The sequence below is a fragment of the Pusillibacter faecalis genome, from assembly GCF_018408705.1.
GTDB classification, from domain to species: Bacteria; Bacillota; Clostridia; order Oscillospirales; family Oscillospiraceae; genus Oscillibacter; species Oscillibacter faecalis.
The window spans coordinates 930106-953329 of record NZ_AP023420.1; the positions used below are offsets into that span (position 1 = coordinate 930106).

General features: G+C 50.0%; 22 protein-coding genes. 13 read left to right on the top strand and 9 right to left on the bottom strand.

Annotation, left to right across the window (positions count from 1 at the left end; all coding sequences use genetic code 11):
- Positions 1 to 22 precede the first annotated feature (22 nt).
- Positions 23 to 1534 (bottom strand): glycerol kinase GlpK, encoded by a 1512-nt coding sequence (gene glpK, locus KJS55_RS04870; protein WP_187028136.1) that lies wholly within the window; start codon positions 1532 to 1534, stop codon positions 23 to 25.
- Positions 1535 to 1610: 76 nt separating this feature from the next.
- On the opposite strand from glpK, the gene KJS55_RS04875 reads away from it, so the two are divergent.
- Together KJS55_RS04875 and KJS55_RS04880 are read left to right on the top strand one after the other, a co-directional pair.
- The gene (locus KJS55_RS04875) at positions 1611 to 2564 is read left to right on the top strand and encodes an alpha/beta fold hydrolase (protein ID WP_213542813.1); all 954 of its coding nucleotides are present in this window, start codon (positions 1611 to 1613) and stop codon (positions 2562 to 2564) included.
- A 143-nt stretch (positions 2565 to 2707) separates the two neighbouring features.
- Entirely contained in the window at positions 2708 to 3373 is a 666-nt protein-coding gene (locus KJS55_RS04880; RefSeq protein WP_187028134.1) for a beta/alpha barrel domain-containing protein, read from the top strand.
- Between the two features lie 149 nt (positions 3374 to 3522).
- Here the strand turns inward: KJS55_RS04880 and KJS55_RS04885 are convergent, their stop codons facing one another.
- Positions 3523 to 4590 carry a hypothetical protein gene (locus KJS55_RS04885; protein WP_187028133.1) on the bottom strand — a complete coding sequence of 356 codons (1068 nt, stop codon included), beginning with the start codon at positions 4588 to 4590 and terminating at the stop codon, positions 3523 to 3525.
- Between the two features lie 195 nt (positions 4591 to 4785).
- On the opposite strand from KJS55_RS04885, the gene KJS55_RS04890 reads away from it, so the two are divergent.
- Positions 4786 to 5859 carry a D-alanyl-D-alanine carboxypeptidase family protein gene (locus KJS55_RS04890; protein ID WP_213542814.1) on the top strand — a complete coding sequence of 358 codons (1074 nt, stop codon included), beginning with the start codon at positions 4786 to 4788 and terminating at the stop codon, positions 5857 to 5859.
- Between the two features lie 146 nt (positions 5860 to 6005).
- Here the strand turns inward: KJS55_RS04890 and KJS55_RS04895 are convergent, their stop codons facing one another.
- Positions 6006 to 7655 carry a recombinase family protein gene (locus KJS55_RS04895; RefSeq protein ID WP_213542815.1) on the bottom strand — a complete coding sequence of 550 codons (1650 nt, stop codon included), beginning with the start codon at positions 7653 to 7655 and terminating at the stop codon, positions 6006 to 6008.
- Between the two features lie 3 nt (positions 7656 to 7658).
- Positions 7659 to 7913, bottom strand: a complete 255-nt coding sequence (locus KJS55_RS04900; protein WP_213542816.1) for a hypothetical protein — start codon at positions 7911 to 7913, stop codon at positions 7659 to 7661.
- Positions 7914 to 8241: 328 nt separating this feature from the next.
- Here KJS55_RS04900 and KJS55_RS04905 point away from each other — a divergent pair, with 328 nt between their 5' ends.
- From KJS55_RS04905 to KJS55_RS04950, 10 genes are all read left to right on the top strand, one after another.
- A complete protein-coding gene (locus KJS55_RS04905) occupies positions 8242 to 8793 on the top strand; it encodes a MarR family winged helix-turn-helix transcriptional regulator (protein WP_213542817.1) in 552 nt (183 codons plus the stop codon).
- A gap of 116 nt (positions 8794 to 8909) precedes the next feature.
- Positions 8910 to 9848, top strand: coding sequence for an ABC transporter ATP-binding protein (locus tag KJS55_RS04910; RefSeq protein WP_213543649.1), 939 nt, complete (start codon positions 8910 to 8912; stop codon positions 9846 to 9848).
- Positions 9849 to 9859: 11 nt separating this feature from the next.
- A complete protein-coding gene (locus KJS55_RS04915; protein ID WP_213542818.1) occupies positions 9860 to 10603 on the top strand; it encodes an ABC transporter permease in 744 nt (247 codons plus the stop codon).
- Positions 10600 to 11493: an ABC transporter permease gene (locus tag KJS55_RS04920; RefSeq protein ID WP_213542819.1), complete on the top strand. Its 894-nt coding sequence runs from the start codon at positions 10600 to 10602 to the stop codon at positions 11491 to 11493. Before KJS55_RS04915 ends, KJS55_RS04920 begins: the two co-directional genes overlap by 4 nt.
- 93 nt (positions 11494 to 11586) lie before the next feature.
- Positions 11587 to 12324, top strand: a complete 738-nt coding sequence (locus KJS55_RS04925; protein ID WP_213542820.1) for an ABC transporter ATP-binding protein — start codon at positions 11587 to 11589, stop codon at positions 12322 to 12324.
- Positions 12321 to 13025, top strand: a complete 705-nt coding sequence (locus KJS55_RS04930) for an ABC transporter permease (protein WP_213542821.1) — start codon at positions 12321 to 12323, stop codon at positions 13023 to 13025. Before KJS55_RS04925 ends, KJS55_RS04930 begins: the two co-directional genes overlap by 4 nt.
- 562 nt (positions 13026 to 13587) lie before the next feature.
- Positions 13588 to 14022, top strand: a complete 435-nt coding sequence (locus tag KJS55_RS04935; protein WP_213542822.1) for an RNA polymerase sigma factor — start codon at positions 13588 to 13590, stop codon at positions 14020 to 14022.
- Positions 14019 to 14255: a helix-turn-helix domain-containing protein gene (locus KJS55_RS04940; protein ID WP_213542823.1), complete on the top strand. Its 237-nt coding sequence runs from the start codon at positions 14019 to 14021 to the stop codon at positions 14253 to 14255. The genes KJS55_RS04935 and KJS55_RS04940 overlap by 4 nt, the downstream gene beginning before the upstream one ends.
- A gap of 349 nt (positions 14256 to 14604) precedes the next feature.
- Entirely contained in the window at positions 14605 to 15903 is a 1299-nt protein-coding gene (locus tag KJS55_RS04945; RefSeq protein WP_213542824.1) for an NUDIX hydrolase, read from the top strand.
- Between the two features lies 1 nt (position 15904).
- Positions 15905 to 17482 (top strand): AAA family ATPase, encoded by a 1578-nt coding sequence (locus KJS55_RS04950; protein WP_213542825.1) that lies wholly within the window; start codon positions 15905 to 15907, stop codon positions 17480 to 17482.
- 122 nt (positions 17483 to 17604) lie between these two features.
- On the opposite strand, the gene KJS55_RS04955 is transcribed toward KJS55_RS04950, so the two are convergent.
- The 5 genes from KJS55_RS04955 to KJS55_RS04975 all read right to left on the bottom strand — a co-directional run bounded on the left by KJS55_RS04955 (position 17605) and on the right by KJS55_RS04975 (position 23213).
- Positions 17605 to 18957, bottom strand: a complete 1353-nt coding sequence (locus KJS55_RS04955) for an esterase/lipase family protein (protein WP_213542826.1) — start codon at positions 18955 to 18957, stop codon at positions 17605 to 17607.
- A complete protein-coding gene (locus KJS55_RS04960) occupies positions 18954 to 19769 on the bottom strand; it encodes a 4Fe-4S binding protein (RefSeq protein ID WP_213542827.1) in 816 nt (271 codons plus the stop codon). Before KJS55_RS04960 ends, KJS55_RS04955 begins: the two co-directional genes overlap by 4 nt.
- A 208-nt stretch (positions 19770 to 19977) precedes the next feature.
- Complete coding sequence (locus KJS55_RS04965; protein WP_187028129.1) at positions 19978 to 20187, bottom strand: hypothetical protein; 210 nt, start codon at positions 20185 to 20187, stop codon at positions 19978 to 19980.
- 15 nt (positions 20188 to 20202) lie between these two features.
- On the bottom strand, positions 20203 to 22515 hold the full coding sequence (locus tag KJS55_RS04970; protein ID WP_213542828.1) for an ATP-dependent Clp protease ATP-binding subunit: 2313 nt from the start codon (positions 22513 to 22515) through the stop codon (positions 20203 to 20205).
- Positions 22516 to 22568: 53 nt separating this feature from the next.
- Positions 22569 to 23213, bottom strand: a complete 645-nt coding sequence (locus tag KJS55_RS04975; RefSeq protein WP_187028127.1) for a CvpA family protein — start codon at positions 23211 to 23213, stop codon at positions 22569 to 22571.
- Positions 23214 to 23224: the final 11 nt, after the last annotated feature.

Genomic DNA, 23224 nt, shown 5'->3' on the forward strand with positions numbered 1-23224 from the left:
ACGCAACAAAATTCCACCTTGTTTACACTTCGTTTTCAATCCACGCCCGAGCCCGGTTTACCGCGCGCTGCCAATGGCTGTAATCGGCAGCACATTCCGCCTCAGCCCGCTGGGGCATGAAGACGTGCTGGCTGCGGCGAAGCTGCCCCACCTCCTGCAAATTCTCCCACACACCTACCGCAAGACCCGCCAGCGCCGCAGCGCCGAAGGCCGTGGTCTCCACCTGGGTCGGGCGGTCCACCGGCAGCCGCAGCAGGTCCGCCTGCGTCTGCATCAAGATGTCACTGACCGAGGCGCCGCCGTCCACTCTCAGCGTGGTAATAGGACAGGGCGCGTCGGCGTTCATGGCCCGCACCAGGTCTGCCACCTGGAAGGCGATGGCGTCCAGCACTGCCCGGGCAATATGAGCCTTGGTGGTACCCCGGGTGATTCCCACAATCGTTCCCCGGGCATACATATCCCAGTAAGGTGCGCCCAGACCGGTGAAGGCTGGCACCACATACACGCCGCCCGCAGAAGGAACGCTCTCCGCCAGGCGGTCGCACTCCGGCGAGGTTTCAAAAAGGCCCAGCTCGTCTCGCAGCCACTGGATGGCGCTGCCCGCGTTGAAGACACTTCCCTCCAGGGCATAGGTGGTCTCTCCGTTCAACTGCCAGCCCACAGAGGTCACAAGCCCAGACCGGGAACGCACTGCGCTTGTCCCCACGTTCATCAGTGTAAAGCAGCCGGTACCATAGGTGTTCTTCGCCTGACCGGGCACAAAACAGCCCTGGCCGAACAATGCTGCTGCCTGGTCGCCGGCGCTGCCGCAGATCGGGATGCCAGCTAGGTCCTCCAGCCCGGAGATGCCCGAGGCGATGGTGCCATATACTTCGCTGTTGGCCCGAGGCTGCGGCAGCAGTGCCAGAGGAATACCCAACATGCCGCACAGCTCCTGGTCCCATTGAAGCGTATGGATGTTAAACAGCATCGTCCGGGACGCGTTGGAGCAATCCGTCACATGGGCGGCACCTCTGGTGAGGTTCCAGATCAGCCAGCTGTCCACCGTGCCGCAGCAAAGCTCCCCCTGCTCTGCCCGCTTCCGGGCACCAGGGATATTGTCCAGCAGCCACTTGAGCTTGGTACCGGAGAAATAGGCATCAATCAGCAGCCCCGTTTTCTCCTGTACAGCCTCTATCCAGCCATCAGCCTTCAGCTGATCGCAGATGGCAGCGGTGCGGCGGCACTGCCAGACGATGGCGTTGCACACCGGCTCACCGGTTGTTCTGTCCCACAGAATGGTGGTCTCCCGCTGGTTGGTGATGCCGAGGGCCGCGATGCACTTGGGATCAATGTGGGCGGAGTCCACTGCCTCCGCCAGGGCTCGGGCGGTGGTGGACCAGATTTCCATCGGGTCGTGCTCCACCCAGCCCGGTTGGGGGTAAATCTGTCGGAAGGGATGCTGGGCTCGGGCCACAATCTCACCCGCCCGGTTGAACAAAATGGCCCGGGAACTGGTGGTCCCCTGGTCCAACGCGGCAATATACGCTTCCATAGGCTACCTCCTCTGGTATTTTCTACAGGGCCGTGGTATCATGGGCCCAGTATAACATAAGGAGGCCGGTTTTGCCATGCTCAGAAATGAATTTGTTTTTCCCTCCGCCGACGGAAACACATCCATCCACGCAGTACAGTGGCTGCCAGAGGACGATGTCCGGGCCGTCGTGCAGATTTCCCACGGTGTGTCGGAGTATATTCTGCGTTACGAGCCCTTTGCCCAGTACCTGACGGACCGGGGCTTCGCGGTGGTGGGCCACGATCATCTGGGGCATGGCAGCTCCGTGGCTCCCGGCGCTGCGCGGCTGTACTTCGGTCCCAAGGGGAGCTGGAAGTGGGTGGTGGATGACATCGAGAAGCGTCGATGTCTTGCCCGGGAGTCTTTTCCCAATGTGCCCTATTTTCTGCTGGGACACTCGATGGGCTCCTTCCTGGCCCGCACTTATCTGATCCGCTATCCGGGCCGTGTGGACGGCGCCATCCTGATGGGCACCGGGCAGATGTCTCCCGCCCTGATCACCGCAGGGAAGGCTATAGCCGCCCGGGAGTCCCGCCGCGTTGGAGAGGAGCACAGCAGTTCACTGGTGGAAAAGCTGGCCTTTGGTACCTATAACCGCATCTTTGCGCCCAATCGCACCGCGTTTGACTGGCTCTCCCGAAGCACGGAGAACGTGGACCAGTATCTGGCGGACCCACTGTGTGGTGAAACCCCCACGATCGGTCTTTTCCGTGAGATGCTCGAAGGCATGTCCTGGATCGAAAAGCCAGAAAACCTCAGACAGATGGACCTTGACACCCCCATTCTTTTCACCTCCGGAGCCATGGACCCGGTAGGCGGGTGCGGCGTGGGGGTGCGGCGGGCCTATGAGAGCTTTCAAAAGGCCGGCGTGCGGAATGTCACATGCAGACTCTATCCGGAGCTGCGGCACGAGATTCTATGTGAGGACTGCCGAGAGACGGTTTTCCAGGACCTTTTTGACTGGCTGACGGCCAGACTGCCGGATACGTCTGTCCCCGGCGCCAGATAGCTCTCCTTTTACGCCGTGTTCATGATTCCTGTTTGCAAGTCTGTAAAGCTCTTGTAAAAATAAGCGGCTGCGGCTTGAGGCCGGAGTCTGGATATGATATGATGTTTAAAATTGTTGCCACCCGCTGCAAGAGAGGAGGCTTTATGGTCCAGCCAATTCCAACCTATACCGGGACCCTCCGCAGCCACTCCTTGACCCTGCCCGCCTGCATTCATGAGTGCAGTGGCATCCGCATCTTTGGTCGGCTGATCCGATCCCTGGCTTTTACAACCGACGTGGCCATAATTAAAAACATCAATGCCGATGCCATCATCGCCGTCTACCCCTTCACTCCTCAGCCGGTGATTGCCCAGGCAATTATCACTGTGTCCGATGTGCCGGTCTTTGTGGGTGTGGGCGGCGGAATCACCACCGGTGCCAGGGCTGTCCGGCTGGCGGTGCAGGCGGAGCACCAGGGTGCCCACGGCGTGGTGCTCAATGCTCCTACCCCCAACGAGGTCATCGGGCAAATCAAGGAACGGGTAGACCTGCCCGTGGTAATCACAGTTGTCTCTGCCCATACGGATATCCGCGGCCGTCTGGACGCCGGCGCTGATATTCTGAACGTCTCCGGTGCTGGGGCGACCCCGGACATCGTGGCGGATATTCGGCAGGACTTTCCGGAAGTTCCCATCATTGCCACCGGCGGCCCCACGGAGGAGAGTATCCGCCGCACCATCCAAGCCGGAGCCAATGCTGTGACCTATACGCCGCCCGCCAATGGCGTTCTCTTTGCCCAGCTCATGACGCGCTATCGTCAAACCTGTTAGCCTATCTGTTCAGGCCCCGTCTCATGTGAGACGGATCTTAGCTTGCTTCAAATCGTTCGTGTCTTGCCTCCGGTGCCTGTCTGAAAGCAACGGCGCTCCATATCGTCTGCCTAAAGTAAGGGCCGCCCCAAATAGGGCGGTCCTTTCCATCAGCCCAGCCAGCTGAGAATCCGGCCCGCCTCCAAGGCGGCCAAGGCACGGACACCGTCAAAATCCACATAGGGATTATAGACGGCCTCCAGCCGGTCATGGTTGGCCTTGGCATCCCGAAGTGCTGCCACCGCCTCTGAACGGAGCAGCGCTGCCATTCGGGTCTGGAACCGCAGCCTGGCCTTGCTCTCCGGGTGGGTCATGGCGTCCAACCGGATGCGGCGATAGGGCTTTTTCCCATAGTCCATTCCAGGCCGGGATGTGACAAAAGCCAGCCCCAGCCCGGGGACCAGCAGGTGCTCCAGGCGAGTTGGCTCCTCCGGCGCGACGCAGGCAATCGTGTCCCATCCCCTTGAGACCGCCGCCTGGTGAAGCAGCTCCATCGTCCCTCCGCCCAGCTCCCAACCGTCCGCGAACTCATAAACCCTGGGGCACAGCGCGTCTACACTGTCAAAGCACCAAACATAGCCTTTGTGGGTAACGCTTCCCAAAAAGCGGCGGGTAGTCTTTCCCTCCTGTCCACCATGCTCCCGCAGCTCCCGCTGAATGATACCCCGTGCTCGCCTCTCTGCCCGTTCCTGGTCAAAGGTCCGTCTCACCGCGGCTACTGCATCCAGCTCCACCTGTCGGGCAGCCTTTAGGCTGTGGTATGCCCGCACATATGCCGCTTGATAGGCATGGGTATGGGTTTTGACCTCCTCAGCGTCCGCCTTGGCGGCGGATAAATCATAAAATCGTCCCAAGTCCACATAGCGGTCCACCGCCGCTGGGTATACTGGCTCCATGACATGGGGGCTGGTGCCGTCCACTACGGCGCACCGCACCTCCGGTAGTACCACTCCGTCCAGAGAATCCGGGTCCCCGGAGCACCAGAGGTATTCCACCGGCGTCCCCGCCTGCTCCATGGTCCGCCCAATTTCCCGCATAAAGGTGTTCTTGCCCACGCCAGGTCCGCCCTTTAGAATCATAACATCATATGTAGCCTCTAAATCCACCATCTCATGGAACAGGTTTTGAAATCCTTCGCCGCTGTTAGCACCGGCAAAAAAGTTGGTAATCCGTGCCATAGCTGTCTCCTCCAAATTGAACTACAATCCAGAGTATGCAGCAACACCTTGACCTGACTTTCCTGAAAACCTGTCCTTAAAAAATTGCGGAAAATTTCTGGTGAAATCCGCCGGAGAGTCTGCTATACTGTGATCAATGGCGCGTCGGGCCAGCCAGGCTTTTGCGTCGGAACACACGCGATCAAGGAGCATTCTATGGACGATTACACCCCCATGTTCAGTCCCGAAGAGCGGGCTGCCCGCAGAAAGCAAAGAGCCGCAGCCCGCAGAAAAAAACAGCGCCTTCAGCGCAGGAGAATTCTGCTGCGGACTCTGCCGGCAGCTATTCTTTGCTTGGTTCTTGTGGTCGCCTTATCATTTTGGGGGCAAGGACAGGCGGAAGAACTGCCGGAAGAGCCGCGGGCTGCAAAATTTCCCAAGGTCTCCCCTGTGGAGCCAGAGACCGCCCTCCGCCCTGTGGAAACCACGGAAACAGTCCATCTGGGGGATGAAATATCCAGTGGTTACGCCGTCTTGATAGACCTGCAGACCAACACCATTTTGGCAGAGAAGGAAGCTCAGGCGGTGATCAATCCCGCCTCCATGACCAAAGTGCTGACCCTGCTGGTAGCTGTGGAGCAGCTGGAAGAGGCAGATCTGGAGGACACCTTTACCATGACCATTGATATCACGGATTACTGTTATGTCAACGACTGCAGTGTGGTAGGGCTGGATGTAGGGGAAACCGTATCCGTCCGCGAACTGCTATATGGCACGATTCTCTCCTCCGGTGCAGACGCCGCCCTAGGACTTGCGGTATATACTGCCGGGTCTCATGAGTCCTTTGTAAAATTAATGAATGAAAAGCTGGAGGAATTGGGACTCTCTCAGACTGCTCATTTTACAAATTGTGTAGGGCTCTATGATGAGGCACACCACTGTACAGTCACTGACATGGCCGTTATTCTGAAAGCAGCTATGGACAACGAACTGTGCCGGGAAGTTCTCTCCGCCCACACCTATGAGACTGCTCCTACAGAGCAGCATCCGGAGGGGCAGGTTCTTTCCAACTGGTTCCTGCGAAAAATTGAGGACCACGACGGGTCGCAGGCCGTGCGGGTTGTGGGAGCCAAGACAGGATATGTAGCCCAGTCCGGTTCCTGCGCCGCCAGCTGGGGGGAGGACGCCGCCGGCAACGGTTATCTCTGTGTCACAGGAAGCGCCGGCAGCAGCTGGCAGGCGATTTTTGACCACGTAGCTCTGTACCGGGATTTCTGTGGCACCGGATAACGTTTCCTGGATTCAGGTACAGCCTTTGACTATGTCCCTGACCAGTTGTTTGCAAAGGCAGCCTATTGCTCAAAAGAGGACGTCTCCAGAAGGTGCACGCTCATAAGGAAGTAATTGAATTATCGCAGGACGGCATGGCTGAAAAGTCATGCCGTCCTGCCTTTTCTTTGCCTTTCCACCGTCTGATCATCGCCCGGCAGGTTGACTTCCCCAATGAAGTTCCAGACCAGTTCGATTTTCTGCCTGCGGTGGCCGCTGGATTTGTCCGGCGCATGGACGATAATCTTCTTTATAAACTCATTGACGATGGTGGGCGTCAGTTCCCGGATACCCACATACTTCCGCACAATGGCTGCAAAGCTGGCAAAATCGGCTTGATCCTGTTCAAAGGTTTCTACCGCTTCCCGCAGTATCTTGACCTGCTCTGTTAGCTCTTTTTGCTCCGCCTCATAATCGGCAGAAAGTTTTAAGAATCGCTCATGGCTAATTGCACCGCTGATGTCGTCCTCATAGATGCGTTTGAAAATGCGGTCAAGTTCGGCAATACGCTTTTCCGCTTGGGCAATTTCACGCCTGCGCTTCCTGGCCTCTTTTTCAGCTTCTTGGAAACGCTGCTTTCTCGCCGCTTCTTCAAATGCCATAGCATCGTCAAAGAACAGCGCCGTCACATCGAAAATCCGCTGCAAGACAAACAGTTTCAGCGTTTCTTCCCGGATAAAATGCGCGGAACAAGTTCCTGTATTGCTCTTGTAATTGGAGCAGACATAGTGGTCTTGCTTGGGCGAAAAGCTGTTTGTCGTACAGAAATACAGCTTGTCCCCGCAATCCGCACAATAGAGCAGACCAGAGAATAATCCCTGTTTTCCCGTCTTGCTGGGGCGGCGCTTATTCTCCCGTAACTCCTGCACCCGTGCAAAAACTTGTTCGTCGATGATGGCTGGCTGGGTATTGGGGAAAATTCGCTGGTTCTCCGGGGCGTTATGCAGCCGCTTTTTCAGCTTGTGGGACTTGGCATAGGTCTTGAAGTTGACCGTGCAGCCGGTGTACTCTGGCCGCTCTAATATCCCCGCGACAGACTTCGGACTCCATTGATACGGCTTCTCCGGCAGCGGCTTTCCGTCCTGCTGGGCGTAGTGGGCCTTAACCGTGAGAACGTGTTCGGCAGTCAGCAGCTTGGCAATCTGCATGGGGCCTTTCCCTGCAATACACAGAGCAAAAATACGCTTGACAATCTCGGCGGCTTCCTCGTCTACGATCCATTTCTTTTTGTCCGCCGGGTCTTTCATGTACCCATAGGGCGGATTGGTGCAGAGGTGTTCTCCGGCGTTTCCTTTGGCGCGCATAACGGCTCGGATTTTCTTGCTGGTATCGCGGGCGTAGAAGTCGTTGAACAGATTGCGGAATGGGGTAAAGTCGTTGTCGCCCTTGTCGCTGTCCACGCCGTCATTGATGGCGATATACCGAATATCGCGCTCGGCAAAGAAGCTCTCGGTATAGTAGCCCACTTTCAGATAGTCCCGTCCCATGCGGGACATATCTTTTACAATGACGGTTTTGACCTTTCCTGCTTCGGCCAGCCGGATCATTTCATTCCAGCCCGGACGGTCAAACGTCACCCCGGAAACGCCGTCGTCGATGAAAAACGTGGGATTGGGGAAACCGTTGTCAGTCGCGTACTTCAAAAGGATTTTCTTTTGATTGGCAATACTATTGCTCTCGCCGTCCAGCGCATCCTCTTGGGACAGGCGGGCGTATAAAGCGGTGATGTTGTCGGGATAATTGTTGTTTGATGTCATGGTTCATTCCTCCTGTAATGAACGCCCGACAAACAGGTTGCTGTCTTTATTATACTGCGGTTTGTCCTCTTTGTCAGCATCCGTGATGGTTTCTGAGCGAATGAGCCGTACCATTTTGTCGTAAAGCAGTTCTGTACCGCCGCAGGAGGTTTCCACCTCGTATACGGTTCCGCCGATTGTGTAGCATACAGTTTCTTGCAGTGGATTTCCTCTTTTCGGGAGATAATCGCTCTCTTGTACTTTTGGCTTCTGTTCCATTCCGTTCCCGTCCTTTCCGGGAAAGTCACAACAGAGCAAGCATAGGAAGTGTGGCCACACTTCCGCAAAATCTCCGTTTCCGGCCTGCTACCTGAGCGGAGATTTTTGCTTGTTGGGAGCTTCCCAAACCCTTGTTTTTTGCTTTGCTAATAATACGTTTGCAAGGACGGAAACTACCCGTTAAATTCTGATTACCCAATAAATTTTTCTATACAATTCATCATCTATAATGGAGTACTTAGAACAAGCAGCCAAAGCAGAAAACGACAATATATTGACTTTCTATACTTTCGGTGATAAACTTTGTTTCATAGGAGTTGAACAAACAATGGGATATGAAAAGGAATTGCATGATCTGTTTCTCATGCAGCAAGCGTATGGAACCCTGTTCTCGCTAATCAATAAACTTCAAATTACAGGTGATACCTATTTTAATGGCCTTACTTCTCGCCAGTTTATGACAATCGTTGCTATTTTACATCTGCCAGAGGATGAAACAACGATAAATAATATCGCTCGGAAATTGGGAACCAGCAAACAAAACGCCAATCGAATGGTTGCAGGAATTGAAAAATTAGGGTATGTTACGATTGTTCCCAGTTCTAAAGATCGGCGCGCCACGAATGTATTACTTACAGATACCGGAAAACAGAAAGTTCTTGAATGTTCACAATATGCAGTAGATTTTATGGCCGATCTATTCCGAAGTTTCAACACACAAGAATTAGAAACCCTCTGGAACCTGCTGCACAGGCTCTATGAATTTGACGGAAATCGTCAAGATGGTTTTGAAGAAGATAGCTCAAAACTAATATCCGATCCAGAATTAAGCGACCGCATTTTACAACACTTTGCAGAGAAAAGAAAGTATTCTGAATAAGGCGACGTAAACGTCGCCTTATTTTTTTCTCCATAAAGACACCATGTTGACATTGTGGTTTCCTTGCTCTATAATCTATATTGACAACAAGGTGTCTTTTGAAAGGGGAACGAATGATGGAAGAAATTATTGTCGTTGAAAAGCTCAATAAGAGTTATCAACACAAATCTGCTGTTCATGATTTGAGTTTTACGGTTTGTCAGGGGGAAATTGTAGGATTGTTAGGCCCGAACGGTGCCGGGAAAAGCACAACCATCAATATCCTGTCTACAATTTTGAAACCCGATAGCGGAAATGTCTCAATTGGCGGATATGATTTGGCAAAAGACAAATCGAAGATCAAAAAGTTTATCGGCATTGTTCCGCAAGACCTTGCAATTTATGAAGAAATCAGTGCCGAAAAAAATGTTGCGTTTTTTGCAAGCCTCTATGGTCTGCATGGTTCAGAACTGAAAACTCAAACTTGCAAAGCACTTCAACAGGTAGGATTATACGACCATCGAGCCGAAAAGCCCAAAACATTTTCCGGCGGCATGAAGCGTCGTCTGAATATTGCGTGTGCCATCGCCCACGCCCCCAAACTTATTATCATGGATGAACCGACCGTCGGCATTGATCCGCAATCCCGCAATCATATTTTAGAGGCTATTTTAACTTTGCGGGATCAGGGTTCAACGATCCTTTATTCCACGCACTACATGGAAGAAGTGGAAGCGATTGCCGACCGCATTTTGATACTTGACGAAGGAAAATTTATTGCATCCGGGACAAAAAAAGAATTGTGCCAGCGATTTGAAAATCAGGTTACCTATAGCTTTACTTTAGACCGTAAACCGGATGGAACAACGCTTACGCTGTCCGGGCTGCCGGGTATTTTGTCCGTGTCTTTTGAAGAACAGGGACTTGCCGTTACCGTGGATATAACCAATGAAAATCTAAGCCATATCATTTTAACGATTTTGTCAGCCGGATACCAGATTAAAGCCATGTCAAGTAAAGAGGCTTCTCTTGAAACGGTCTTTTTAGATTTGACTGGAAAATCCCTGCGGGACTAAAGGAGGAACTTATGCGTTTGTTAAAAATACTGCGTCAAGATTTAGAAAATATCCTCCGCAACCCTGTCTTGATCTTTTCAAACACCATACTGCCTCTCATTCTGATTGGTGTCATGGGATTTGTAACAAAGGGCGGATTTGGTACAGAACTGGTATCTTCCTTTGATTACTATGGCGTGAATATGCTGATTTTTTCTGTTGGCATGATCGCTATTACAGCGACCAACGCTTTTATGGAAGAACGAGTAAAACGGGGAAATTTTCGGATTGTCTATGCGCCTATATCCAAAGAGGAAATTTATCTTTCTAAAATTCTGTCCTCCTATTTACTATCGGCAGTCTGTTATAGTGTTTTGGTTCTCGGCTGCCAATATCTATTAGGATTGAATATGGGAGGACGCAACTGCATTTATTTTATCCTTTTGTTAAATGCGTTTAGCTTCTGCGGCTGCTGTTTCGGGACTATGTTCTGCTGCATATTCAAAGACGAAGAACAGGCCAACGGCATTATGCAAATCCCGTTGTTCCTCTCAATCATACTCGGAGGGGTAATTTTTCAAATTCACCGTTTCGGGGATTTTCTCAATAGCCTGTCACTGATTTCCCCGGTGAAGTGGGTAGCAGCTTGCAGCTATCAGATCATTTATGACAACGATCTGCACCTACTACTCCCGGTAATTGCAGGATTGTTGATTTTATCACTTGTCTTTATTGGCATTTGCCATATTCTTTTTAGGCCGGAGGATTATCTATGAGTATATTATTAAAAAACAATTTTGAAAGGATCAAACATCATAAGGCCGTATTGCTGATTGCTTGTATCATCATGCCGCTTCTTATTTGTGCTGCGGTCTTTATTTCTAACCATTCGACTACGCAGGAAGTGATTGCCGTGTCGGGAGGAACCGTTTCAAATCCTATTTCTTGTGACCAATATACTTTCGTCCATGTCGATCAGGAACCGGCCCTGTCAACTCTGGTAGATGGAACTTATGCAGCCTATGCCCAAAAACGAGCGGATGGAACCTACGCTATTACCACCCTTAAAGGACAGCAGGATAAAGAGGCAATCATGACCCTGCTCTCAACGGGGAAATTGCCAGAGGGGTATAAAGGCGACGATGCAAAAAGAAGTGAGCGCGGCATTGGCACAAACGTACTGGGATTTATTACAATGCTGGTACTCATGCAGGGCGTGGCTCTGACAACGCTATATCCAGAAGATCGTTTGAAAGGTACTTTTCGCCGGATTATGTTTGCGCCCTGCAATGAAAATCAGTATTTAACAGCGCAGTTTATCTTCACGCTCACCTGCCTTTATGTTCCTACCTTTGCGGCGATCGCTGTGATACACGGTATATTCGGTGTAGAAATCGGCTTTCCTATCGCTGAAATTGCGGTGCTTCTATTGCTTTTAACTGTGTTTGCAACGGCCTTTGCTCTGTTTATTGCAACGGCTTTTGATCGAAATACCAATCTGGTTGCCACGGGTATCAGCGTTGTTACTTGTATTGTAGCCGGGTGCTTTGTTGACATCAGTACCAACAATCCGATCCTTACCACAATATTTAAGATCATTCCTCAAACAGAATTTATGGAACTCGTACATGGAGTAGAGTTTGGCGGCAGCTATATCCAATTCTGATATGGAATTATCTATATCCTGCTTTGGGCGTTCGTCTTATTGATTGCAGGAGTTCGTATTGCCAAAAATAGAATCGCGAAAGGGAAATATTGAATGTCAGCAAATACGATAATTAAGTTAGAGAATGTCACAAAGGTTTTTGATGGGCGCGAAGTCATTCATAATTGCAGCATGAATGTCCCGAAAGGCTCTGTCTATGGATTTGTAGGGCCAAATGGCGCAGGAAAAACGACGATACTCAAGTTGATAATGGGACTTCTTCGTCCTACAACGGGCAGAATTTCAGTTATGGGAATTGCTGTGCCTTTAGAACGCAATCAAATTCTTCAAAAAATCGGCAGTCTTATTGAAACTCCTGTATTCTATGAAGATATATCCGCAGAAGAAAACCTGCGGCTGCATCTTGAGTATATGAAAAAGCAGCCACTTATCGAGAATATACCGGAAATGTTACATAAAGTTGGGCTTGATGGTGCTGCAAATCAACCTGTAAAAAAGTTTTCGTTGGGTATGAAACAGCGATTAGGAATTGCGAGGGCAATCATTCATAGACCAGAAATCTTACTGTTGGACGAACCTATTAACGGCCTTGATCCAATGGGAATAAAGGAAATGCGGGAATTGTTCTGCTCCCTTGCCCACGAGCAAAACATGACAGTCATTATTTCCAGCCATATTTTGAGCGAGCTTGAAAATACTGCGGATTACATAGGAATTATTGCGAACGGCCAAATACAAAGGGAAGCGGCGATAAAGGATATTCAAGAAAATTTCCCGTCTGGATTGGAGGAATACTTTTTTGAAGCAATGAGAGGAGATAAAACGGAATGATACATCTTATGGAGCTGGAATTAAGAAAGATAAAGATCCGTCCTTACATATATGCCGGATTTGCGGCCATTCTTTGTATGGTTGGCTTGCTCTACACCTTTGCCATGATTGCCCATGTAGGAGGCGACAGTGATGCCGCAGAATTTTCTACTTATTACAACATTTGGGTTCTTGTAAATGCTTTGCAGACAGCGGCATATTCGATTTTGATGGCTGTTATGTTCTCCACATTTCTTTTGAAAGACTACACAGGAAAAAATGCCGTTCTGGTATTCTCTTACCCCACAGAGCGCAAAAAACTCTTACAATGCAAAATCGCTTTGGTATCACTGTTTATTGCAGCGTTTATGATAGGCGGAACAATTCTAATGTACGCAATTTTTACTCTATCGGAAGCGGTGTTTCCGTTGGTGCCAGATCAACCATCTATCGGTTTGTTCATTCGGGTTTTGGCCGATACCGTACTATGTATGTTTATCACGTTTTGCATCGGACTCATTTCAGTGAGGGTTGGGTTTTCCAAAAAGTCCGTACAAATAACGATTGTTACATCTGTTATTATCTGCTGTTGCGTAGCAAATGTGATTGCAACCATGAGTTATTCCTACATTCCTGTTTGCCTCCTGTTCATTGTAGCTGTATTTTTGGCACTTATATCTTACAAAGGCGTTAGAGCCGCAGTTGATGATGCAGAGGTCTAAATAGGAAAATACGAAATGAACGCTTACTATATAAGAAATCATTGTATGTGGACGAATGTAGCTAATCAAAAGAAATAACAGAAATATGAATAGCATATTTGAAATAACCTGCCCCGCCCGACGGGGAAAGAAAAAAACCGTTGCCGGGCAGGTCGCTTTCGTGCGCTCAATATACAATCCAGCGGCGGTTTTGAAACACAATTCAAGGCCGCCGCTCTCTATGCCCTCATACTAACGACGCCCTGACGCTGACAGGATCGGCGGCCCACGGAGGGAGCCGCCATGAAGCAAAGAGCGTTTCGACAGAATACGACGGGGTATGTACCGTTAAAAAAAGCCCGTCCCCGGCAACGGGGACAAGCGGCCATGAATATGAACTATACCATGTAAATCAACTGCATATCGCCTCTCTTTTCGCCCGGTGGGTCTACGACCTGCCGGGCGAAATTTGTTGTTTTTTGCGGTTCTTCGGTGCGGGCCGGGAACGCTACATTGCTGCCAGTGAAAGGAGTAGTATCAGCAGCTTTTACTTCTCACTCTCCCGCAGATCGGGGGTGAGAAGATGAACGAATACACCTTTGACTATGTGGAACGGAACCGGCTGGATGCTTTCTGTAAAACGGTTTTACGCAACGAGGCCAGAAAATACCTGTCGGAGCTGGCCCGCCGCCGTGACCGGGAAAAGTCGCTGGACACCTTGCCGCAGGCGGAAATGGATAAACTCTGTACGCTGGACGAATACCCCAGTGACAGCTTTACATTCTCGGCCTTTGGCTTTGACCTACATATCCGGGACGAGTTGGTGGCCGGAGCCTTTGCCACCTTGCCGGAACAGGAGCAGCGGATTTTAATTCTGCGCTTCGTTGCGGCTATGGCGGACGGCGAGATCGGCGGCCTTGTGGGGATGTCCCGCAGCGCCGTCCAGCGCCACCGTACAAAGACTTTGAACGAACTGCGGCACAGATTGCAGGACAATGGAGGGAGGAACGCGAAATGAAACAACCCACATTCCACGGCAGGGTGCTTCTGCCCCTGTCAGTTTTTGCCGAGGCCCGTGCTGGTGATCCGTTGGCGTTGGAGCGTGTCCTGCGGTACTACGACCGTTACATCAACAAGATTTGTACGCGAACGCTCTATGACAAAGATGGTTTGCCGCATATCTGTATTGATGAGTACATGAAGCACCGCTTGCAGGCAAAATTGGTGGGTGCCATTGTAGTCAAGAAATAGCAAAGCCAAAGGAAGCCGTCAAGGGTCGAGATGAACGCTCCGCGCCCTTGACGGCTTTCTCTGTCTTTGCTGTGCGGTAACCAAGCGGGCGCAAGCAGAAATCCGCTTGCGCCCGCTGCTATTATGGTGTTTGTGTCTACGCATTTAGGTGGTTAGACAGTGTGCTTTTGCAATGCTTTCAAGCATGTGTCAATGAATGGGAGGCAAATTTATTTACTACCTATTGAAAATGCTATTTTAAATGCGTAAACCAGAAAGCTGTCTGGGGGTACTTTATTGAGCAGAACAATTGAGAAATTAGGTGAAATCATTTATAATATAATAAATATTACTTTTTAGGAGTAAAGAGATGGGTAACAAAATAGATAATATAAAGACGTTCCTTTTCAAAAAAATAGGGGTAAAGAAAATGTATTGCTTATTTTCATTTTCTCTATTCCTGTCCTTAATTGAGATTACTTTGTATAGCATATTAGTTCAATTTTGCTTGGAGCAATATTGGTTGCTACTTCCTATTGGCATATACATTATCTTTGCTATACTTGCAAAGAGTTTTCATGTAATTCGAGTTATAAGTGTTTCGCTTGAGTTGAGCAGCATTTTTTCTTTCTTGCTTTTTGTTGGTAGCGTCCGAAATGTTTGGATTTCCTCCTTTATTAGTAGACACTATGAAAACATCTCGATAATCATACTACTTGCTCTATTCTTGAATTTCTATGTTTCCAAAATTCAAGGAAGAAATGCAACAGATAATATTAGCACAACACCTATCACACAACTATTTAACTTATTTTACTTAAATACTTCCAAGGCTCATGAGATTGCAATGCTAATTGATAATAAAATAATGAAAACTATCGAAAGAGAGCAAATTTCGGAAGAGCTGCTGAAGTATAATGTTGCAACTACGCTAGGGCCCAAAGACATAGGTTATGCAGATGTGGGGTATTCCATAGAGGATAACTCCAAAAAACGTGTTTATGAAAATTTTGATGTTAAGATAACAAAGTCAATTATGCTTCGCACAATATATGAAACGGCACAGAAAAAAAGCGATAGTGATGCGGAACTTAAAATCGGTGATTTGGTTCTTTTTAAAAATATAGAATTGCAGCAAAGAAATCTTGACGATACAGTCATGATTTTAAATATACTGCAAGATAGTAAATTTAAAAATCAAGGAAACGAAGATGTAGAGATCAATATTAGCAAAATGATGGAAAAGATGTTAGATGATTTTACTATTGACTATACCTTTACATATCCTTGTTACAGGACGAACGCCGACGCTTTAACAGATCAATTTATTATACAAATTCCATATAAAGCGGCAAGTAATTTTGAAAATGGTTATCATCATAATGATCTTCAATTGGGAAAACTTAGCATAATCGGAATATACCGTGGCAATATAGATTTTTCACAGAGAGAAAGCATTTCGTCAAAGTTTTTAGAAATGGTTTCAATGTCATATAATCAAAATTGTTCCACGAGTAGTGAGCCTATTGTCGAAATGAAAATGAGTTCTCGTACAACTCAAAATAATAGTAATCCATTTGACTTTAATCACCAAAAACTCACAGAAAAGATAAACCTGATCGATGTAATTGCAATTATCCAAGAGTTAAATTTTGATAGGAATGAGTAATATGGATTCTATTTTGTATGTATATGACACAACTAAATTAAGCGATTTAAGAAAGCGACTCAACGATTACAAATTTTATAGTATCGCGTATTGTTTTAACAAAAGCGACACTTTAGATAATCTCTATACTATGGATCTCGAACAATTTGAAAAAAGTGTTATTGATCTGACAAATTTAGTTAGAGATAATAATATCAATAAAATTTTTTCTGAACGGTACATTTTGGCATTATGTTGTAGTGTTGAAGAAATCCAATTCTGTATTAATTGTGATTTGATTGAGAAATTCGCAGAACAATTTCCGTATTTATTTGATGATGAGCATATCGATTATGAATTTCAAAAAAACACTGAAAGGGAAATATCAGAACCAGAATCATTGAGTGCAAATATAGCAAACGCTTTAATACTTAATACATATACAAACACTGAAAAGATAAAAGAATGCTATAAAACCGGGGAGATAATTTCACTATCCAATTTAATCGATGAATGTGAGGGAATTTCTTTTCGGTACAATATTGATAATATACGTAAAACACTAGAATCTCAGAATATTAAATATGTTGACATTTCCTCTGTAATAAGAATGTTTAGATTACGACAGGATCTCATTTTCCCATTTGAAATTCTCATTCAACGAATCTTATTAAACGGAAATATTCAATATTGCATAGAACAATCTCTTGTAGCAGACGCAACAGCACTATTTCCTTTTTGGATCATCGAAAAAAAGCCTATTAACGAGGAAAAAGATGAGAATGATTTTATAAAAGAACCTCCGCAAATTGATGTTGGAGAGGTATCCTTACTCTCTCAAAAAATTTGTGAAAAGCTCAGAGGACACGATGAGTTTAAGAAAGATTTCCACAAAAATCTGCTCAAATTCTTTTTCCTTAACAGAATGGGAGAACAGAAAATATTATCAATTATGTTATGTGGAAATTCAGGAATTGGAAAGACGCAATTCGCTAAGTTTATGTCAGAAACAATGTTTCCAAGAGAGCCACTAATAAAAATCAATTTTGGCAATTATTCCACAGAAGGAGTTTTAAATAGTCTAATAGGTTCTCCGCTTGGGTATGTTGGAAGCGAAGAAGGTGGAGAGCTAATTAACAAGATAACTACATCTAAAACAAAAATTATACTCATTGACGAATTTGAGAAAGCAACTCCAAGTGTCTACAATTTCTTTTATGAATTGTTGGAAGATGGTATATTTACGGATCGACACGGCGTTGAGCACAATCTTAATGGGTACATTATAGTTTTCACCTCAAATATGACCCAAAGCGAATATTCAAAGAAAATTCCAGATTCCTTAAAGTCTAGGTTCGATATGGTTTATTATTTTGTTGATTTGCCTATAGAAGAAAAACAGCAATACATACAAGTTACGGCACTTCGCTTAATTGAAAAGTTGGAAAAGAATTTTGGGAAAAAAGTCAATATTCAAGATATTAGTTTAGAACTATCTGAATTATCTCAATATAACAATCTAAGAAATATCAAAAAAGCAGTTGAGGATAGAGTGTTTAATGCTTTTCTAGATATTTATGTAGATGGAACGATCGAATAAAAGGAAAAGGGTATCGCTGTATTATGAGCGATACCCTTTTTGCACCTGTTTGTCAGCCGTTAAGTTTATATGTTGTTGATACTTCCTTACTGGCGTTCACTTGATGGAGACATCCTCTTTTTTTAATAGCCCCGCTCCCGCAGCGCAGCCACCAGTCCTACGTAGAACTCCCGCACATCAAAGCCTCGGATGTTTTCCCGGTTCAGGTCCACCATATCCCCGTGGGAGATCCCACGCTTCCCCTGAGGCTCCAGCAGGGTGAAGTGCCCTCCCCACCTGGCGGACTCCACGGACACCAATCCGTCGTTGAGGCCGTCAAAGTGCTTCACAATGGGATAGGTCATATTCAGTGGGAATTTTCCATGGGCTGCCCGCTTACAGTAGGACATTACGCTTTCGTACACCACATCAGGGTCATCAGGTGTACTCTCGTTCCGGCGGAGGCACGCGCTTTCTGTCAGGTCTGTTACTGCTGCCAGGAAATCAGGATTCTCGTCCCCCAGCTTTTTCAGAGTGGCATTATAAGCTGCGGCAATCCGCTGGCGGGTCGGCTCCGGCACCTTTCCCAGCAGATACTCCGCAAAGATACAGCCCCGATGAGGTGTATTGATGGTAGTCAGCGTAGCTACATACGGAGCTGCGCCCTGGTGGGCAATGGCGGCGCGGCTGTCCAGCCCACCTTTGGAGTGGGCGATGATGTTCACCTTCTCGCAGCCGGTTTCCACCACAATTTGCCGGATGCGCTCCGCAAGCTCCCGGCCGGAATCCTCTACCGCCGCCGCAGACTGCTGCTCGCCGTAGTAAACCGTGGCGCCGTTGCGCTGGAGCTCCCTTGGAATCCGGCCCCAGTAATTGATATAGCGATAGTCCCGGAAGAATACCCCATGAACCATCAAAATGGGATACCTGGTTTTGCAGACCTCACTTTCCGCCCGGGCCTCATCCAGTTCCCACTTCTCCGTCTCAAATTCCACCTCGTCGGAGACTATGCGGATCATCTTGGTGAGATACCAGAGATTGACACCGGGAATCCAGCCGCACAGCGCCCCCAGAATCCGGTGCTTGAGACCCAGCTGAACAGAGGTAACGTAAACTCGAAGCATCCCGTTCCAAAAGAGAATCGCCTCCGCCGCCACAGCCCAGAGAACACTGAAAATACCGCTTGCCACAGCCGTACCATAGCCGCTTTCTCCCGGAGTCAGCATGGCAAGAAAGTGCCACAGCCATGCTCCCTGAGCGAAAACCGTAATGGTAGCGGAAATCAAAAATATTCGCAACAGTTCGCCGCCGCTTTTTAAATACCAGATGCGCTTTGTGGGCGCACTTCCTTTTTCAATAGGCCGCAGATTGAGGTAGAGAAATTCTCCCAAAAGGACCAGATTGAAAAGCCAGCTCACCGGTCCAAACGCATCACACAGGAAAAACCAATTGGCGATGACGGCCACCAGGAGTGCGAGAACCCACCGCCTTATCATAGGAACACCTCGTTCTCCTTGGGCTCTGCAAAATTCTGCTCCAGCATGGCCACATGGGACAAGAATGCTGGATCATCAAAATACTTGGCGTGCCGTGTACATTTGCGGACGCAGCACTGGCACTTGATACAGGTGCCGGGGACGCGGAACACGTCCCGTGGATCAATCGCCCCCATAGGACACAATCGGGCACAGGCCCCGCAGTTCGTACACTTTCCCGGGTCTGTCCGGGGTTTGGCCTGTAGAAATTTCACCGGCTCGCCGTCCACCCCCTTCGGGATGTAATAGGGCGCATCCGGCACGCCCGGCACCGCCACGGTCTCCCCCCGTCCGCTCCGGAGCTTGCCGGCGATCTGCGCAGCGAACTGCCGCATCTGCCGTTTGTCATCCCAGTCGGGACGGCCTTCTCCCAACTTGTCTGTAAAGGCATGTCGCCCCACAAAAGCTCCCGCCGCCACCGGATGGAAGCCGTTATTCATAAGGACTGACCAAAGCTCCGCCAGGGCGTTGTCATAGCTGCGGTTTCCAAAGAGCACCACGGGTACTGCAGGAGTGCCCTCCCCCCGAAGACCGCTCCGGAAATCTGGTGCGATCTTGTTGGGAAGCCGGCCCGCGTAGGTAGGCGAACCCGCCACCACCAGGTCCTCTGCCGTGAAGAGATGCGTCCCAGTCCGCTCTGCAGGCCTGGTAAAGCTTAGCCGCTCTATCGGTAATGTCAGCTGTGCAGCCAACTCTTCTGCAATGGTGTTCACCGCTTTGTCCGTGGTGCCGGTGGCGCTGTAGTACAACGCCCAAACCTTTGTGATTTCCATAGCCTGCTCCTCCTTTTATCACAACAGGCGCCAGGGAAACCCAGGCGCCTGTTCAGGCTTGCTCAAAAATAGTTGAAATGCCGATACGCCCCAGTTCTTCGTCAGTCCAAACAATGTTGTCCAGAAACTATGACGAATTCTCCGAATGCAGCTTGTGGAGAAAGATGGGGCAGCCTATATTCTCGACGGTCTCAAACACGGTCCCATTTTACAAGGAAAAATCAGACTCTTTTAGCTTGCCGATATCCAGCGTCACAGGACGGGGCGGTACCCGCTTGAGGGGATCATATTGAAATGCCCTGCAATGGTGCTCTACCGGAACAATTCCGCGCTTGACACAGGCCACCTCTCGTTCGTTGATCTGCTGGCCCCGGCGGCAATATGCACAGCGGGGGTCCATATCCTTACGGAACAGCATCTCTTCCGCCTCTCTTTATAGACAGTAGAGCTTCACCGCGTCGTTTTCCGCGGTGGCTCTGATCTGGGTGACTGGGTTTTCATAGCTGTCAATAATCTGCGTGGCCATGGGGTCCTCCAGCTCCTTCTGGATGGTCCGGCGCAGGTTCCGCGCGCCGTAAGTCCGAGAGTAAGACTTATGGGTTAACAGCGCCACCAGCGCGTCGTCATAGGTAAAGGTGATGCCCTTGTCCTTCAGCGAGGCCGCCAGCTCCTCCAGCATAATGCGGGCAATGCCCTGGAAGTTCTCCTCGCTGAGGCGGTTAAAGGTAATCACAGCGTCCACACGGTTGATAAATTCTGGCCGCAAAAACTGCTGCAGCGCCTTCATAGCCCGGTCGCTGTCCTGCTCCCGCTGGGTGCGGTCAAAGCCTACGGTCCCCTCTTTGGTGGCGCTGCCGGCATTGGAGGTCATGACGATAATGGTATTTTCAAAGTTGACCTTCCGGCCGTGGGCGTCGGTGATCTCACCGTCGTCCAAAATTTGCAGCAGCACGTTCAGCACATCCGGGTGGGCCTTTTCAATTTCATCAAAGAGCACCACAGCATAGGGCTTGCGGCGGATTTTCTCCGTCAGCTGGCCCGCCTCATCATAGCCCACATATCCCGGCGGTGAGCCTACAATCCTGGATACGGAATGCTTCTCCATGAATTCGGACATGTCCAGACGAATCAGGGCGTCCGGTGTGTTGAAGAGATCCACGGCCAGCTGCTTGACCAGCTCCGTCTTGCCCACGCCCGTTGGTCCGACAAAGATGAAGCTCACCGGCTTGTGCTTGGGGCTGATGCCCACCCGGTTGCGGCGGACGGCCGCAGCCACAGCCTCAATCGCCTCATCCTGGCCGATGATGTGTTCGCGAAGCCGTTGATCCAGCTGGCTGAGGCGCTGGAACTCCTGTTCCCGGATTTTTGCTGCCGGAATCTTCGTCCACAGCTCAATGACATGGGCCAGATTCTCCATACTCAGCTGCGGGTCTCCCTTTTCCAGCAGGGCATTTAGTTCCGTGCTGAGCTGGGCCTCCTTGCTTTTCAGGAAGGCCATCCGTTCATAGTCTGGCTCCGCCCCCTCCTGAGTGGCCTGCTCTTCCAGCATGACCCGCTCCTTTTCGTAGTCGTCCAGTTCCCGCTGAATCTCCATCCGCCGGGAGATATCCGGGTCCTTCAGATTAAGATCAGAGCATGCCTCGTCAATCAGGTCAATGGCCTTGTCCGGCAGGAAGCGGTCGGTAATATAGCGCTCAGAAAGCACCACTGCCTGGCGGAGAATGCCGTTAGAGATCTTCACGCCGTGGTATTTCTCATAGTTAGGGGCCAGCCCCTTGAGAATCTGGACAGAGTCCTCAATGGAAGGCTCGTTCACCGTGACCGGCTGGAAGCGCCGCTCCAGGGCGGTGTCTTTTTCGATAGACTTTCGGTATTCGTTGAATGTCGTGGCGCCGATCACCTGAATTTCGCCCCGGGAAAGGGCGGGCTTTAAGATATTGGCAGCGTTCATGCTGCCCTCGGCGTCGCCGGCACCGGCAATGTTGTGGATCTCGTCAATCATCAAAATGATGTTGCCCAGGCGCTTGACTTCGTCGATAAGCCCTTTCATCCGGCTTTCAAACTGTCCCCGGAACTGGGTGCCGGCCACCAGCGCCGTCAGATCCAGCAGGTGCACCTCCTTGCCCCGCAGTTTGAAGGGCACCTCGCCGTCCACAATCCGCTGGCTGAGGCCCTCGGCAATGGCGGTCTTGCCCACGCCCGGCTCGCCGATCAGACAGGGATTGTTCTTCTGGCGGCGGTTGAGAATCTGGATGACCCGCTCAATCTCCTCCGCCCGGCCAATCACCGGGTCCAGCTTGCCGTCCTTGGCCTTCTGAGTCAGGGAGATGCAGTAGTTCTCCAGATATTTCCGCTTGCCGGATTTGGGCTCCTTTTTCTCCCGGCGATCCCGCTGGCCGTTCTCCTCGGCGCCCTCCTCCTTGGCAACATCTCCGCTGGAAAAGAGGCGGTTGAGGAAGGGGAACGTGGCAGTTTTGCCCTCTTCCTCCGCGTCCTCCTCGTCGCCGCCAGGCAGGTCCTCAATATTCTCCACGCCGTTCATGGCCTGGAGCATTTCGCTGTTGAGCGTATCCAAATCCTCATCAGAGATGCCCATGCGCTTCATCATGTCGTCCACCTGGGGCAGGCCCAGCTCCTTGGCGCATTTCAGGCATAGACCCTCATTGACGGTCTTCTCTCCGTCCAGCTTCGAGATAAACACCACCGCGACATTTTTTTTACATCTTGAACAAAGTGTAGGCTGCATCTTGTACCTCCAGAAAATCCGGCGGTCGCTCCGCCGCAAACGCCCGCGCCGCCTTAAGACAGCCAGGTCGTATAAATATGTAGAATTCGGCTGCCCTCCAGGGGCACATCCAGCCGCTGTAGAATCAGCACCAGCAAAAGCAATACCACCGCGCCCTCCAGCAGGCCCGCCAGGGCGCCGCCCAGGGTGTTGGCCCCGTGCAGCACAGGAAGCTTCAAAGCAAGGTCCAACAGCTTGGAGAGAAGGTTCAGCAGCAGCGTCAGCAATAAAAACGACAGCAAAAACAAAACACTGTATAGAATCGGCTCCGTGAGGCACTCCGCCACAGCAGTCAGCACGGAAACGCCAGTATCCCGCATGCCCTCCTGCACTTTTTCCGTCAGGTCGGCCAGCTTCTCCTCCTGCACGCCCAAAAGCGCCAGCAGACCCTCCGGATGATCCTCCGGCATCTGCCCCGCCTGGTCGGATGCAGCCAGTGCCGCGTCCAGCTTGTTTTCCATCTGCCGCTCCACGACCGGCAGCACCAGCTCCATCGCTGGCGCCGTAATCGCCTCCGCTGTCAGCCGCGCGCCAACGAGCGCCAGCACAATCACCAACAGGCCTGCCAGTGTGCGGAACAGCCCGCGTCTGGCGCCATACCCGGCAAAACCCAGCAGGATCACCACAGCAATGATGTCTATTATAGCAGGTATCTCCACGATTTCCTACC

Coding starts and splice junctions, on each gene's coding strand:
- glpK (WP_187028136.1), bottom strand. CDS start 1,534: ATGGAAGCGTATATTGCCGCGTTGGACCAGGGGACCACCAGTTCCCGG.
- KJS55_RS04875 (WP_213542813.1), top strand. CDS start 1,611: ATGCTCAGAAATGAATTTGTTTTTCCCTCCGCCGACGGAAACACATCC.
- KJS55_RS04880 (WP_187028134.1), top strand. CDS start 2,708: ATGGTCCAGCCAATTCCAACCTATACCGGGACCCTCCGCAGCCACTCC.
- KJS55_RS04885 (WP_187028133.1), bottom strand. CDS start 4,590: ATGGCACGGATTACCAACTTTTTTGCCGGTGCTAACAGCGGCGAAGGA.
- KJS55_RS04890 (WP_213542814.1), top strand. CDS start 4,786: ATGGACGATTACACCCCCATGTTCAGTCCCGAAGAGCGGGCTGCCCGC.
- KJS55_RS04895 (WP_213542815.1), bottom strand. CDS start 7,655: ATGACATCAAACAACAATTATCCCGACAACATCACCGCTTTATACGCC.
- KJS55_RS04900 (WP_213542816.1), bottom strand. CDS start 7,913: ATGGAACAGAAGCCAAAAGTACAAGAGAGCGATTATCTCCCGAAAAGA.
- KJS55_RS04905 (WP_213542817.1), top strand. CDS start 8,242: ATGGGATATGAAAAGGAATTGCATGATCTGTTTCTCATGCAGCAAGCG.
- KJS55_RS04910 (WP_213543649.1), top strand. CDS start 8,910: ATGGAAGAAATTATTGTCGTTGAAAAGCTCAATAAGAGTTATCAACAC.
- KJS55_RS04915 (WP_213542818.1), top strand. CDS start 9,860: ATGCGTTTGTTAAAAATACTGCGTCAAGATTTAGAAAATATCCTCCGC.
- KJS55_RS04920 (WP_213542819.1), top strand. CDS start 10,600: ATGAGTATATTATTAAAAAACAATTTTGAAAGGATCAAACATCATAAG.
- KJS55_RS04925 (WP_213542820.1), top strand. CDS start 11,587: ATGTCAGCAAATACGATAATTAAGTTAGAGAATGTCACAAAGGTTTTT.
- KJS55_RS04930 (WP_213542821.1), top strand. CDS start 12,321: ATGATACATCTTATGGAGCTGGAATTAAGAAAGATAAAGATCCGTCCT.
- KJS55_RS04935 (WP_213542822.1), top strand. CDS start 13,588: ATGAACGAATACACCTTTGACTATGTGGAACGGAACCGGCTGGATGCT.
- KJS55_RS04940 (WP_213542823.1), top strand. CDS start 14,019: ATGAAACAACCCACATTCCACGGCAGGGTGCTTCTGCCCCTGTCAGTT.
- KJS55_RS04945 (WP_213542824.1), top strand. CDS start 14,605: ATGGGTAACAAAATAGATAATATAAAGACGTTCCTTTTCAAAAAAATA.
- KJS55_RS04950 (WP_213542825.1), top strand. CDS start 15,905: ATGGATTCTATTTTGTATGTATATGACACAACTAAATTAAGCGATTTA.
- KJS55_RS04955 (WP_213542826.1), bottom strand. CDS start 18,957: ATGATAAGGCGGTGGGTTCTCGCACTCCTGGTGGCCGTCATCGCCAAT.
- KJS55_RS04960 (WP_213542827.1), bottom strand. CDS start 19,769: ATGGAAATCACAAAGGTTTGGGCGTTGTACTACAGCGCCACCGGCACC.
- KJS55_RS04965 (WP_187028129.1), bottom strand. CDS start 20,187: ATGCTGTTCCGTAAGGATATGGACCCCCGCTGTGCATATTGCCGCCGG.
- KJS55_RS04970 (WP_213542828.1), bottom strand. CDS start 22,515: ATGCAGCCTACACTTTGTTCAAGATGTAAAAAAAATGTCGCGGTGGTG.